The sequence below is a fragment of the Clostridium sp. genome, from assembly GCF_018372875.1.
Taxonomy (GTDB): Bacteria; Bacillota; Clostridia; order Clostridiales; family Clostridiaceae; genus Clostridium.
The window spans coordinates 1-15053 of sequence record NZ_JAHAIF010000066.1; the positions used below are offsets into that span (position 1 = coordinate 1).

Consider the following 15053-nt stretch of genomic DNA (forward strand, 5'->3'; position numbering starts at 1 on the left):
TTTATTTTTTATTCTTTAGGAAGAAATGAACTAATATATCGCTAAATTGTTGAAGTTATCCACAATTTAATAATAGATATAATTTCCTAAAGAATAAAATAAAAGGTGTTGCTATTCGGCAACACCTTTATTCTAAAGCTTAATATTCCTATAACCTTCTTTTTCATATATTCAATATGAATCCTAAGCATTTTCTATTTTATCAACTGTAGAATAACTTTGCAAAAAAACACTCGCCATATGCGAGTGTTTTTATATTATTCTTGATCTAATATTATCTTTTTAGCATTTAAAATTGATGTAGCACTCATTGAGAACTCATCTAATCCATATTCTACCAATGTTGGGATAGCAGCTTCATCTCCTGCCATTTCTCCACACATTCCTACCCACTTACCATGCTTATGAGCACCATCAATAGTCATCTTTATTAATCTTAATACTGCTGGATGCATTGGGTTGTATAGGTACGATACCTTTTCACTCATTCTGTCAGCAGCTAATGTGTATTGTATTAAATCATTTGTTCCTATTGAGAAGAAATCAACATGCTTAGCTAATTCGTCAGCATATACTGCTGCAGCTGGAATTTCAACCATGATACCCCATTGGATTGAATCTGAGTATTCTTTTCCTTCTGCTCTTAATTCAGCTTTACATTCTTCAACAACAGCCTTAGCATTTTGGAATTCTTCTAATCCAGAAATCATTGGGAACATTACACATAAGTTTCCGTAAACAGAAGCTCTTAATAATGCTCTTAATTGAACCTTGAATATTTCTTTTCTATCTAAGCAAAGTCTTATTGCTCTGTATCCTAAGAATGGGTTCATTTCTTCTGGTAATGGTAAGTATGGTAAAGTTTTATCTCCACCGATATCTAATGTTCTGATAACAACTTGCTTACCTTCCATTTTTTCAAGAACAAACTTGTAGCTTTCATATTGTTCTTCTTCTGTTGGAGCATTGTCTCTATCCATATATAAGAACTCTGTTCTGAATAGACCAACACCGTCTCCACCATTAGCAATAACACCTAGAACATCTTCTGGTTGACCTATATTTCCACAAACTTCTACTCTCTTACCTGACTTAGTAGTAGTCTTAACATCTATTAATTTCTTTAATTCTTCTTGTTCTGCTTTGAACTTTTCTTTCTTAGCTTCGTATTCAGCAATTACATCTTCTGATGGATTTATTATTACATCACCTGTAATACCATCTACTATTATCTTATCTCCAGCTTTAACCGCTGAAGTAATATCTCCTAGTCCTAAAACTGCTGGAATTTCTAATGTTCTTGCCATAATAGCAGCATGAGAAGTTCTTCCACCTATGTTTGTAATGAAACCAACAACCTTACTTCTATCTAATTGAGCAGTGTCTGATGGAGTTAAATCATGAGCAACTACTACAGTATTAGCTTCAGTTATAGCAAACGCATCTGCACTCTTACCAGCTAAGTTAGCAATTATTCTCTTAGATACATCTTTAATATCAGCAGCTCTTTCTCTCATATATGCATCTTCCATTGATTCAAATATTGATACAAACATATTAGTAACATTGTCTACAGCTTTCATAGCATTTATACTATTTGAATCAATCTCCATTGCCATAGCCCCTGTGAACTCTGGGTCATCTAATAATGTTATATGAGCCTCAAATACAGCAGCCTTTTCTTCTCCCATTTCTGCAGCAGCTTTTTCTTTAATCTTTTCTAATTGAGCTCTTGAAGCATCTAAAGATTTTTGTAAAGCTTCTTTTTCAGCAGCCACATCTGTAACTTTTTGATCTGTTATAACTATTTCTTCATGTTCTTGTAAAAATACAGTTCCTATTGCATAACCTTTTGAAGCAGCAATACCTTTTTTCATAATTAATGATCCTCCTCAAACTATATATTCCACTAATTTAACCTTCTCAAAACTCTTATTTAAATAAATTAATACCCTATAGTAAACCTTTTACATTATAAATGCAACTATTATTTATTATAACATATTTTCAAAACATGTTAACACCTATTATTTAATTTCTTTCTTTTTTAACATTTTATATTAAAACTTTTAATACAATTAAATTTTATTCTAATAGCAACCTTTATAAGTCATCTATCAGAGTGGCAGCTTTCGCATATGCTGTGGATTTTGCTTCAAAAAAGTCTGTTTTAACCGAATTGGCATCTGCTAATATATCCACCCACGACGCAGGATTTTTGTCATTTCCATCATATATTTTAGGTAATCCTATGGCGTTTAATCTTAAATTCCCCAAATACTTAATATAATCTTCTATCAATTTTTTATTTATTCCTTGTATATTATCACCTATTACATAATGTCCCCAAGCAATCTCATTTTTAACACCACTTTTCATCATATCTACTAATTCTTTTTTTAAATCATCATTAAATAGTTCTGGTTCTTCTTTATGAAGTTCTTTAATTATATTTCTAAATAGCCACAAATGAGTATTCTCATCTCTATTTATATATCTAATTTCCTGTGCAGATCCTGGCATCTTACCATTTCTCTCTAAATTATAAAAGAACATAAATCCAGAGTAGAAGTATATACCTTCTAATATATAATTAGCCATAATTGTCTTTACTAAATTATATTTATTAGGCTCTCTTAAAAATTTATTATATAGCTCCCCTATAAATTTGTTTCTTTCTAATAGTATTTTATCATCCTTCCACTGATACAATATTTCATTTCTCTTCTCAGGAGAACATATTGTATCTAACATATAACTATAGCTTTGTGAATGAACAGCTTCTTGAAATGCTTGAATTGTCAAACATAGATTAACTTCACTCGCTGTAACATAGTTTGATATATTACTCAAATTTGCAGTTTGAATTGAATCTAAAAATATTAAAAATGATAATATTTTATCGTATGCACTTCTCTCTGCCTCATTCAATTTGAAATAATCTTTCAAATCCTGTGATAAGTTAATTTCTTCTGGTATCCAAAAATTGTTCATAGCCTGCCTATACCAATCACTAACCCACCCATACTTCATATTATTAAAATCATTTAAATTTGTGGTATTACCATTAATCATTCTCTTTTTACCAACTTCAATATCCCCAAATTCATTAAACAACGGTTTTCTATTTATCTCCATAACTTTCACCTTCTATTTTTTATGCTGAACAACTTTCACAATCACTTACTGTTAAGGATTTACTTCTTACATAGTAAATTGACTTAACTCCACATTTATTAGCTTCAACATAAAGATTCATTATACCCCTCATTGTATAATTTGTTGTTACATATAAATTGAACGATTGTCCTTGATCTATATGTCTTTGCCTTATTCCATTTATTTTAACGCACCATTCTTGATCCATATTATAAGCAGAATTATAGTACCAATAGTTATCATCACATAACTGTGGTGCAGTTTTAGGCACTATGCTTCCCTTCTTCTCTTCTAAAAAGAATCTAGACATTATAGGGTCTACGCCTTCACTTGTACCAGCGATTGTAGCTGTAGAACCATTTGGAGCTACTGCCATAATATATCCATTTCTTATCCCATACTTATTAATCTCTTCTTTTAATGAATTCCATTCATCAGAATCATATCTTCTTAAGGCAAAATAATCTCCGTTTTGCCAATCTGAACCTTCAAATTCTGAATATCTTCCCTTCTCTTTAGCTATCTTCATACTTGCCTTAATTGCATAATAATTTATTTTCTCATATACCTTATCAGCAAAATCTAAATGTTCATCTGATGTCCAATGAATTCTATTATTTACAAGCATATGATGATATCCACTTGTTCCTAATCCTATAGCTCTATACTTTTTATTAGTAATATCAGCAAAAGGTACAGAATAATAATTTAAATCTATAACATTGTCCATTGCTCTAATTTGAGTTTCTATTACATAATCTAGTTCCTTATCATTAAGTACATCTACATTTCCTAGAACTATAGAAGATAAATTGCACACTACAAAATCTCCTGACTTAGTTCTTTCTACAACAATTTCATCTCCATTTTCATCAACTATCTCTGATTTTCTTATTTCCATAGGACTCATATTTTGCATTATTTCTGTGCATAAATTAGATGAATATATCATCCCCTTATGTTTGTTAGGATTCATCCTATTTACAGTATCTCTATAAAATGCAAATGGTGTTCCTGTTTCTGCCGCACTCTTAATTATTAACCTTACTATATCTTTTACAGACATTACTCTCTTTTCTATTCTATAATCATTAACACAATCATAATATCTTTCTTCCCACTCTTCCCCATAGAAATCCTCTAATGAATATCCTTTTACAATTCTTATTTCATGTGGACACATCATATACCAATTAGCATCAATATCATTTTCTGCTAATCTCCAAAATAATTCTGGATAACATAGTCCTGGAAAAATATCATGTGCTTTCTTTCTATCATCACCATTATTTGTTCTTAATTGAAGAAATTCAGGTAAATCCTTATGCCATGCATCTAACCAAATAGCTACTGAGCCATTTCTAACTCCTAGTTGATCCACTGCTATAGCCGTATCATTAAATAGCTTTATCCAAGGTATTATTCCTCCTGACGCTCCCTTAAATCCTCTTATAGCAGAACCTAACGCTCTTACCTTACCTATATAGATACCCATTCCACCACCAAACTTTGATACTTCTGCAAAATTATCAAGGGATTTATATATCCCCTTCAAGCTATCATCAACAGTATCAATAAAACATGAACTTAATTGATAGAAAGGTTTTCTTGCATTTGACATAGTTGGAGTTGCCATAGTTGCTTTTAACGAACTTAATACATCATAAAATCTTTTAGCCCAGCTAACCCTACTCTCTTTCTTTTCGGGAATAGCTAAGTGCATAGCAATTCCCATAAACATTTGTTGAGGTAACTCAACAACCTCCCTATCATAGTTATGAACAAGATATCTCTTACTTAATAAACTTATTCCACTATAGGTAAATAAAAAATCTCTTTCAGGTTTTATTACACTCTCTAATTCTTTAACTTCCTCTTCTGTATAACTTTCCAATATATATTTTCCATATAAGCCTTCTTCAGTTAACTCCTCAATAAATTTATACAAGCCTGAATATAATCTAGACTCACTTTCTAATCCCCGTATTTTTTTCACCTCATCATAAAGCTTAAGAGTATATAATCTAGCTGAAACATATTGCCACTTTGGTTCCATCTCCGTAGTTAACTCTAAGGATACTTGAATAATACATTCCATAAGCTGTTTATCATTCATCTTAGGTGTTATAATATGTTCTAAAGCTTCTTTAAGCCTATCTAGTGTATATATTCCCTCATCATCTTTAATTGCTAAGAGTCCCTCTCTACATAATTTCTCTATCTTTTCCACCTTAATTCCTCCACTATATATAGTATTATTTTTTATCATTCACTTATTTCGATACAATATATAGTACATTATAATTTTTATGAATAACTATGTAAAATTCTATATACTCCTTTTGTAGTTAAAAATTATATCTTTTTATTATTTTTACTCCATATTACTCCACTTATCTGTAACAGTTATTAACAGATAAATTTTATTATTTAAGGGAGTAACAATAGACCTAGGCTTATCCTAGATCTACTTTATTCTCTTTATTAAAAGGTAGATATATGAATATTTTAAACATATCTCCCTCTCTTGCTATATGTACTTTTCCATCATGTAATTCAATTATACTTTTAGTTATAGCTAATCCTAGTCCTGACCCCTCTATTCTAGAATTTCTAGAAGAATCTCCTCTCGCAAATCTTTCAAATATCTCCTTATTGTCAAAATTCATTTCATAATTAGATATATTCTTAAAAGAAAGAACAATATATCCTTCCTTTTCTATAATATCTACATATACTCTAGTCCCCTCTAATGAATACTTCATAGCATTTATTATGATATTCTCTATTGCTCGTGAAATCAACTTTCCATCAAGGTCAATATATACCTCTTCTCTATAGCTATCAACCTTAAATTCTATATTTTTGCTTTCATATATATAATAATATTCACCTATTGTTTGATGAATAAGGGAAACTATATCAATATTGTCCTTAAACAATTCCATCTTTCCACTATTAATCTTAGACATCTCAAATAAATCATCAATTAAAACCTTCAGCTTCCTAGCTTTCTTTTCAACAATAGCTAGATAATCTTCCTGCTCATCTTTAGCTATATCTTGTCTTAAAATATTTACGTAATTTATTATGGAGGTCAATGGTGTTCTTAAATCATGGGATACATTAGAAATAAGCTCTGTTTTTAATTTTTCATTTTTCAATGCATCTTCTACTGCAATACTATATCCTTCTTTTATTTTACTTATGTTATTAAGCAATTCTCTAACCTCTGGACTACATTGCTCTTTAATTTCATAGTTTATATTGCCATCGTTAGACTTTTTAACAGCTTCATTCACCTTAATTATTTCAATAGATTTCTTTAATGAATATATTATTCCTATCATAGGCAATAACATTATCAAGAAACTCCCCTTAAATGGATACATAAAAAAAAACTTAGCTAATATATTATTCTCGTATCCACCATTTACTGCTAATAAGTATAAATATACTATAAAAAATAGTGATAGGCTGCTAAAAGTTATCATTAACGTCCTTCTAGTTTCCTTATAAGTAAATCCATACTTAAGTACAAATATTACACTTTTTATAAAATTCCCTCTTAATTCAACTTTACCCCTACTTCTTATAAATACAAATATTATTTTTATAAACATGAATATAGCAATAAAAATAATTATAAAGTTTAAAATAGCAATCTTTAAATTATTAATGTTTGTATATCTACTTATATCTGAATAGTAATATTCCTGAAAATTTGATAATACACCACTATTATATACTAAGTTCTCTTCGGAAATATTCTCGTTATCACTTATCTTAAGCATTTCACGTCCTTTATACTTACTATATAAATAATCCTGTATATCATGCTCTGTTAATCCATCCCTTACACTTAATACCTCACTAAAATCATTCGTTATAATAGAATTATCTCTCTTATCTCGTATAATGAAATATAACTTACTATCACTTGAATCTATATCGCTACCTTCATATGAATTATTAATAAAGTATGCTTTTAGAATTTCTTCTCTATTTTTATCATTGTAATATAATTCTTCTAACCCAGATGTATTATTATAAATATACTTTTGAAGTCCCTTTACTTCATCCAAAAATGTCTGCTTATAAAATCCCTTAGGATTTAAAGTTGCTTGCATAGATGCTAAATTCTTTGAATAATACCTAGTAAATACATCTTTATATATTTCAACACCAAAAAAGATACAAGTAAGTGCTACTATTAATATCTCAATCATCCATATATGGTTAAAATAGCTCTTAATTTTCTTTTTCAATTTTGTAGCCAATACCCCACACCACCTTAATATACTCAGGCTCTTTTGTATTTAATTCTATTTTCTCTCTTATTCTTCTTATATGAACAGTGACTGTATTTTCACTTTTATAAAATGGTTCTTCCCAAACCTTTTCATATATTTCTTTTATTGAGAAAACACGACCTAAATTTGAAGCCAATAAAAGTAATATTTTATATTCTGTTGCTGTAGCTTTTATCTCTTCTCCTCTTACAGTTATTTTCTTAAGTAAAGTATCTATTTCTAAGTCCTTTACCTTTATAACTGAACTTTCTTCTATACTCAATGGTTTCTCATATCTTCTTAATTGAGACTTAACTCTCGCTACTAACTCTAAATTGTTAAATGGCTTTGTTATGTAATCATCAGCACCTACATTTAATCCTAAAATTTTATCAGAATCTTCTCCTTTTGCTGATAACATTATTATAGGAATATTCTTACTTTCCCTAATTTTTAAGCATGTCTTTATTCCATCTAATTTAGGCATCATTACATCTAATATAATTAAATGTATCTGTTTGCCCTCTAATATATCTAAAGCCTCTAAACCATCTTCAGCCTTTATTACATTTAACTTTTCTCCTCTAAGATATATTTCAATGGCATCTCTAATTTCTTTTTCATCATCTACTACCAAAACATTATACACATGAATTCCCCCCTTAAACTTATATATTTAAATTATATCCTATTCTTATTAAATCATATCTTTAATAATCCTTTATTAAGTTTTTATTACTTTCCTTCTTCTATACTATATTCATTATTTTTAAACTGAAAAGTATTGGTTTGCTTATTATCTATCTTAAATTTTGCTATAACAATTATAGCAATAATTATTAGTATAATAAGTAAAACCTTTTTATTTTCTTTACTTCCTGGCAACTTTATTCTACCCATAACTATCACCTCTATTTATAATTTTACTATAATTTTTACAGTAAAGTATTTTATTTCTCTTTTTCTTTATATATAATGGACAAGGGGTATAAATCAAATGATTAATTTTTTTAATTTAGGGGTTTTTTCATGGAAAATATAAAAAATAAAAAAAGCTTTATTTTAGATGTAATTATTATTTTTATTGGTTGTTTTACAGCATCTTTAGGTATTAATTTATTTTTGAGTCATGCTCAATTATTAAGTGGTGGTGCTACAGGCATTGCACTTATTTTAGAATACATGTGGAATATCTCCTCTGGTGTTACTCTTTTTATTTTAAATATTCCGCTTTTTATTTTAAGTTATAAAAAATTAAGTAAAGATTTTACTATTTATTCTGCCATAGGTATGGTTTCCTTATCAACCTCACTAATAATTACTAAGCAATTTTCTTCATATATAAAAGTAAATGATATGCTTCTTTACTGTATTTATGGAGGGGTTTTATGTGGAATAGGTTATGGACTTGTTTTCTTGCGTAATGGCTCTGCTGGTGGTACAGATATAATAACCATGCTAATTAGAAAAAAATATTCTAATTTTAATATAGGGGCAGTTAACTTTGCTATAAATTTAATAATAGTAACTATAGGAGCTATAATATTTGGTATTCCTAGAGCTTTATATACATTAATATCAATGTTTATTCAAGGTCTTGTATTGGACCAAGTTATAAGAGGTTTCTCAAGCAAAAAGTTAATGATGATACTAACTGAAAAAGAAGAAGAAATTATTAAATATATAATGGCTGATATGCATAGGGGAGTCACTACTCTTCCTGCAAGAGGAGAATTTACAGATCAAGATAAGAGAATGTTATATTGTCTAGTTACCTCTAGGCAGATGATTACCTTAAAAAACAGAATATTATCATGCGACCCCAAAGCTTTTATTAGTATCTTAGATGTTTCTGAAGTTAAAGGGCGTGGATTCCAAAACCTATAATAAAAGCCAGATATTTTATCTGGCTTTTTGGCTATCTAAATATTTCTTTTGTCCAATTTCATATAAATTGTTTCCTTCAGTATCTATTATAACAACCAAGGGCATATCTTTAACTTCAATTTTTCTAATAGCTTCTGCACCTAAATCGTTATATGCTATTATTTCTGAACTAATAATACTCTTACCTATTAATGCTCCTGCTCCTCCAATAGCACCAAAGTAAATGCCCTTATTTCTTATAATTGCATTTATTACCTCTTCACTTCTTGAGCCTTTTCCTATCATTCCCTTAAGACCTAAATCTAAAAGTATAGGAGCATACGGATCCATTCTATAACTAGTAGTTGGTCCTGCTGAACCAATAACTTCTCCAGGCTTTGCTGGAGTAGGTCCAACATAATAAATTATTTCATCTTTGATATTGAAAGGCAACTCCTCTCCCATATTTACTAATTCTATTAATCTTTTATGGGCTGCATCCCTTGCAGTATAAATTGTACCTGATAATAATATAGTATCTCCTGCCTTTAAGCTTGTTGCTTTTTCTTCAGTTAATGGTGTTTTTAAATTTATTTCCATAATTACCTCCTATAATATTATCTCTTTATGCCTTGTAGCATGACAATTTATATTTACTGCAACAGGTAATCCTGCTATGTGAGTAGGGTAAGTTTCTATATTCAATCCAATTGCTGTTGTTCTTCCACCAAAACCTTGTGGTCCTATACCTAACTCATTAATTTTTTCTAAAAGTTCAATTTCAACATTTTTATAAAATTCATTTTTATTTCTTTCATTTATTGATCTAATTAATGCCTTCTTAGCTAAATATGCTGCTTTGTCAAATGTGCCACCAATTCCAACTCCAATTACCATAGGTGGACATGGATTAGGTCCAGCTTGTTTAACTGTATCTAAAATAAAATTTTTTACCCCTTCTAATCCGTCAGCTGGTTTTAACATTGCTATTTTACTCATGTTTTCAGAGCCAAACCCTTTAGGTGCCAAAGTAATTTTAACTTTATCCCCTTTTACTAGATTATAGTATATTACTGCTGGAGTATTATCTTTAGTATTTATTCTATCTATAGGGTCTTTCACTACTGACTTTCTTAAAAACCCCTCATCATACCCTTTTCTTACCCCTTCATTAATTGCATCTTCAAGTAATCCCCCAACAAAATGAACGTCTTGTCCAACTTCTACAAAAACACAAGCCATTCCAGTATCTTGGCATATTGGAACCTTCTCATTAGTAGCTATATCTGCATTTAATAAAATTTTATTTAATACATCTTCAGCTATCATGAAGGATTCCCCTTCTTTAAACTTATTTAGAGCATCTTTTATGTCATCACTTATATAATAATTTGCATCAATACATAATTGTTTAACTACATTTTCTATTTCTTTTACATTTATCTCTCTCATAAACTTCACCTCTATCTCTAATACGATACACATCCATATTATACTAATAGTTTATTTACTTTTCAATTACTGGCATAATTCGTAATAAAAAAGAAGATGCATACAAACACCCTCTTTCTTCTACATATTTCCCCGGAAATTTATTTTATTTCATCAAAATATTTATTTATTCCAATTGTTATTCCATCTACAATTTGATTTTGATGACTTTCGCTCTTTAACCTTTGTTCTTCTTCATTATTTGATAAGAAACCACATTCTACTATTAAACAAGCACCATCATATTTATCCCTTAATATCTTATATTGTTCTTTTGCAGGCTTTTCTAATCTCTTATTATTATCTTTCACTCTTTCTTTTAAGGAATCTTGTACATACTTTGCTAACTTCATACTTTTTTCGTTACTTGCATACCATACTTGAGCCCCAAAACATTTTTCACTATTAAACTTATTTTGATGTATTGAAATAAAAACATCACATTTAGTTTCTATCTTCATTTTACATCTAGCCTCTAGATCTTTTACCTTTTTAGGAGATAATTCTTTATCTTCTTCCCTAGTCATGTATACTTTATATCCTTCTTTTTCAAGTTTTTCTTTTAATCTTTTGCTAATTTGAAGATTTATATCTTTTTCAATAGTTCCATTTTTTGATTGTGCACCACCATCAATGCCACCGTGACCAGCATCTATAAGTACAATGCCTTTTGATACTTCTTCTGCCATAACAGGTACTTTTATTATTAACAATGCTATAAATACTGCCACTATTATTCCTCTTACTTTCATAGTGAATCCTCCATTCAAACTTATTATTACAAAGTTATTATGTGATTAATTTGTCCATTTATTCAAAGAAAAAATCCCCCATATATTATGGGGGATTAAACTATGCTGAATAATTTTCAATAACGCTCTCTGCTATATTGGTAGAATGATCTCCAATTCTTTCAAAATTAGTTATTAAATCTAAGAAGATTGCACCTGCATATGCATTACATTTTCCATCATATAATCTCTTAATATGTTTATCTCTAAATTTCTTTTGTGAAGAATTTATTCTTGATTCTATAGCTCTTATACTTCTAGCCTTTTCTACATCTCTATTAGCATAACTTTCTATAGATATTTCTAATGCATTTACTGTGTAATTATATATCTCATATAATTCTTCCATTGCATCCGAACTATATGATAAATTTCTATTAATTCTTTGAGCTGCTAAATCAGCTACATTTTCAGCGTGATCTCCAATTCTCTCTATATCATTTATTACATGGAAAGTAGATGTAACAATATCTTTCTCTCTATCTGACATTTCACATTTAGCAAGCTTTACTAAATATGTAGTTATTGATTCTTCTAAGATATTAATTATCTTTTCATTCTCATATACCTTTTCAACTAATTTTTCATCTTGGTTAGAGAATGCATCCATAGATAATTCTAAATTCTTTTTAGCCTTATTAGCCATTCTTATAGTTTCTTTTATAACTTGTCCTGCTGCTATTACAGGTGTTTCTAATAATCTATCATCTATATATTTAGGTCCAGCCTTTTCTTCCTCATCTTCACCAGGAATAATTTTATTAACTATTACAATTAAGTATTTACTAAATGGAAGCAATAACATTGTATTTACAATATTAAATACTGTATGTGCATTAGCTATTTGTCTGCTAACATCTGGACTCATCTTCGTTACCGCTACACCTAATAAACCTAAAAATGGTAAGAATATTATTGTTCCTACTATATTAAATATTAGATGTATTGCTGCAGCTTTATGTGCAGTTTTATTAGCACCTATACTAGCAATAATAGCAGTAATACATGTTCCTATATTACATCCAAATATTATTGGTAAGGCAACCTGTATGTTTATAGCGCCAGCTGTAGCTAAAGCAACTAATATACCTGTAGTAGCAGATGAACTTTGTAATATTGCTGTTATAGTGGCACCTGCAATTACTCCTATAAACCAATTATCTCCTATAGTTACTATTAGCTGCTCAAATACTGGTGAACTAGTTAGAGGTTTCATTGCACCACTCATTATACCCATTCCAGTAAATAAGATACCAAAACCTAATACTATATTCCCAATGTCTTTTCTTTTCTTACCTTTTGCAAACATAACCATTATTGTTCCTAAAAATACAAATAACGGCGCTATCTGATCTAGTTTAAATGATACAAGCTGAGCAGTTATTGTTGTACCTATATTGGCACCCATGATTATACCTGTAGCTTGTGTTAAATTCATTAGACCTGCATTAACAAATCCAACAACCATTACTGTTGTTGCACTACTACTTTGAATTACAGCAGTAACAATAGCGCCAACAAGAACAGCTTTTATTGGGTTACTAGTTACCTTTTCAAGGATCTTTTTTAATCCATCCCCAGCTGCATTTTCTAGCCCATCTCCCATTAGCTTCATACCATAAATAAATAGTCCAAGACCACCCATTAATTTCATAATTATCATTATTGTTGATTCCAAGGTTCTTTTCCTCCAACTCTTCTAGCATTACATAACCTAGTTTACTTTATTTTTTACCTTTTGTTAATATAATATAAATATTTTTAACATGAATTTAATAAACCTTTTTTTACCAATACTATTCAATAAAAAAATCGCCAAGGCGACTGTGGAGCCGTCGATTTTTTTCGCCCATCTACATAAGTGATATTCCAAATTTAAATTTGGTAAATAGAACTTACTCATTAGAGCTTCCGAAGCTTGCCTGAGGAAAATCTTGCAGGGGCATATATTTTATATTTCCTAAAGAATAAAAAAAGAGAGGTAAAACCTCTCTTGTGAAGATTCCATACTATCTCTTTGAGAATTTAAAATGTACTATTTTTATGCATTTAACTCTATATTGTTAGTTGTATGTTTGTTACATTTATAATTTGAAATTTATCTATATATAATGAAGCAATTTTTTATTTCCCTTATAAAATTTTAAAAAATTAATAACTAATTATACTTATCTACTACATTCTTATTAGTATAGTCAGTTCGATTGTTAATTATATCCTACTCTTTAACATAAGTTATTATTTTCATTTTTTAATGCTTCTGCTCTCTCTTTCATTAGATATTTTAATTTTTCTATATCTTCTAATGTCGCTCTATTTCTGATAAAGCATCTTGCACTAGTCCTGTTCTTTAAATAATTTGCATGCTCTCTATTTTTTTCTCTCCATCTTTTATCTGCATTCCTTTGTGCTTCACTTGTTTTTCTCACTTTAACCCTCCTATTTTTGTAAAAAGATTAATTAATGTTAAAATAAAAAAAGCTTTTTTAAATTTTTTATAAAAATTATTATATAAATGTAAACCCAGGTCAATACTTTTTATATATTTTTAATAGAACTTGAGTTGTTAGAAATCCATATCTAATCCTGCCACGATATAATAGATGTCATTAGAATCCTTATATATTGCCACACCACCACGTGTAAAAAGGTCTTCTAATAGATTGCTATTATGATTTGGTGAATCTATCCAACGTTGTAAGAACTCTCTAGGAGTATCGTCTCTACCTGTTGTTATAGATATTTGAAGATTATCATGACCACTACCTTCTCTACTAGCATTTAATTCAGCTCTAGCCTTAGCTTTTGCTTGAATTCCTGCATCATATTTTAAGGCATGCAAACCATTCTGTTGTCTATAGTCATTTATTAAAATAAATAACTCATTACTCATACTGTCCATATATTTCCAAGTTCTTTGTGGTTTTTCGACAGGTGGATTTGTAGGTTTTTGTGGCTCTTGTGGTTGTGGGTCTGGTTTGCTTGGTTGTTGTGGCTTATTGGGTTTCTCAGGTGTTATTGGTTTTGGTGGTTTATTACTTGAATTACTATTGTTATTACCATTACCATTAGAATATTCTTCCTTCTTCTCTTCAGATGGTTTGGTTTCTTCTTTCTTATCTTCTGATGGTTTAGTTACTACAGTTTCATCTTCTTTAGCATACTTTTCATCTAACTTTTCTTCTAAAGTCTTTCTTGTTTCTTCATCTACTGCATTATTATCTAAGAACTCACTTAATTCTTCACTGTCCATTTTTTCAGCGTCTGCTATAATTTGTTCTGCTTCAACTTTCATTTGAGATTTTTCACTATAATAGCTGTACCAAAGTACTCCACCTACAACTGCACCACAAATAACTACAGTAGAAACTGCTAATGCTACTATTTTTTGTACCTTACTCATATTTTTTATCATTCTTACAATTTTACTCATGTTTAACCCTCCTAAATATCT

At 29.5% G+C, this 15053-nt stretch carries 13 protein-coding genes; 1 reads left to right on the top strand and 12 read right to left on the bottom strand.

Going from position 1 to position 15053, the window contains the following annotated elements:
- Window positions 1-257 precede the first annotated feature (257 nt).
- The 6 genes from ptsP to KIB46_RS14905 form a co-directional block, all read right to left on the bottom strand.
- On the bottom strand, window positions 258-1877 hold the full coding sequence (ptsP, locus tag KIB46_RS14880; protein ID WP_291672900.1) for a phosphoenolpyruvate--protein phosphotransferase: 1620 nt from the start codon (window positions 1875-1877) through the stop codon (window positions 258-260).
- 226 nt (window positions 1878-2103) lie between these two features.
- Window positions 2104-3138: a ribonucleotide-diphosphate reductase subunit beta gene (locus KIB46_RS14885; RefSeq protein ID WP_291672901.1), complete on the bottom strand. Its 1035-nt coding sequence runs from the start codon at window positions 3136-3138 to the stop codon at window positions 2104-2106.
- A 19-nt stretch (window positions 3139-3157) separates the two neighbouring features.
- Window positions 3158-5389 carry a ribonucleoside-diphosphate reductase subunit alpha gene (locus tag KIB46_RS14890; RefSeq protein WP_291672902.1) on the bottom strand — a complete coding sequence of 744 codons (2232 nt, stop codon included), beginning with the start codon at window positions 5387-5389 and terminating at the stop codon, window positions 3158-3160.
- Between the two features lie 226 nt (window positions 5390-5615).
- Window positions 5616-7439 carry a HAMP domain-containing sensor histidine kinase gene (locus KIB46_RS14895; RefSeq protein WP_156563002.1) on the bottom strand — a complete coding sequence of 608 codons (1824 nt, stop codon included), beginning with the start codon at window positions 7437-7439 and terminating at the stop codon, window positions 5616-5618.
- Window positions 7411-8100 carry a response regulator transcription factor gene (locus KIB46_RS14900; RefSeq protein WP_055185082.1) on the bottom strand — a complete coding sequence of 230 codons (690 nt, stop codon included), beginning with the start codon at window positions 8098-8100 and terminating at the stop codon, window positions 7411-7413. Before KIB46_RS14900 ends, KIB46_RS14895 begins: the two co-directional genes overlap by 29 nt.
- A gap of 86 nt (window positions 8101-8186) precedes the next feature.
- Window positions 8187-8351, bottom strand: a complete 165-nt coding sequence (locus KIB46_RS14905; protein ID WP_156563000.1) for a hypothetical protein — start codon at window positions 8349-8351, stop codon at window positions 8187-8189.
- A 129-nt stretch (window positions 8352-8480) separates the two neighbouring features.
- Here KIB46_RS14905 and KIB46_RS14910 point away from each other — a divergent pair, with 129 nt between their 5' ends.
- Window positions 8481-9338, top strand: a complete 858-nt coding sequence (locus KIB46_RS14910) for a YitT family protein (RefSeq protein ID WP_156562997.1) — start codon at window positions 8481-8483, stop codon at window positions 9336-9338.
- A gap of 15 nt (window positions 9339-9353) precedes the next feature.
- Here KIB46_RS14910 and KIB46_RS14915 read toward each other — a convergent pair whose 3' ends face one another.
- The 6 genes from KIB46_RS14915 to KIB46_RS14940 all read right to left on the bottom strand — a co-directional run bounded on the left by KIB46_RS14915 (window position 9354) and on the right by KIB46_RS14940 (window position 15032).
- Complete coding sequence (locus tag KIB46_RS14915) at window positions 9354-9917, bottom strand: Fe-S-containing hydro-lyase (protein WP_291672903.1); 564 nt, start codon at window positions 9915-9917, stop codon at window positions 9354-9356.
- Between the two features lie 9 nt (window positions 9918-9926).
- Window positions 9927-10769 carry a fumarate hydratase gene (locus tag KIB46_RS14920; protein ID WP_291672904.1) on the bottom strand — a complete coding sequence of 281 codons (843 nt, stop codon included), beginning with the start codon at window positions 10767-10769 and terminating at the stop codon, window positions 9927-9929.
- A gap of 140 nt (window positions 10770-10909) precedes the next feature.
- A complete protein-coding gene (locus KIB46_RS14925; protein ID WP_291672905.1) occupies window positions 10910-11560 on the bottom strand; it encodes an N-acetylmuramoyl-L-alanine amidase in 651 nt (216 codons plus the stop codon).
- A gap of 100 nt (window positions 11561-11660) precedes the next feature.
- Entirely contained in the window at window positions 11661-13262 is a 1602-nt protein-coding gene (locus KIB46_RS14930; RefSeq protein WP_291672908.1) for a Na/Pi cotransporter family protein, read from the bottom strand.
- A 562-nt stretch (window positions 13263-13824) separates the two neighbouring features.
- Window positions 13825-14028: a hypothetical protein gene (locus KIB46_RS14935; RefSeq protein WP_291672906.1), complete on the bottom strand. Its 204-nt coding sequence runs from the start codon at window positions 14026-14028 to the stop codon at window positions 13825-13827.
- Window positions 14029-14165: 137 nt separating this feature from the next.
- On the bottom strand, window positions 14166-15032 hold the full coding sequence (locus KIB46_RS14940) for a CAP domain-containing protein (RefSeq protein ID WP_291672907.1): 867 nt from the start codon (window positions 15030-15032) through the stop codon (window positions 14166-14168).
- Window positions 15033-15053 lie beyond the last annotated feature (21 nt).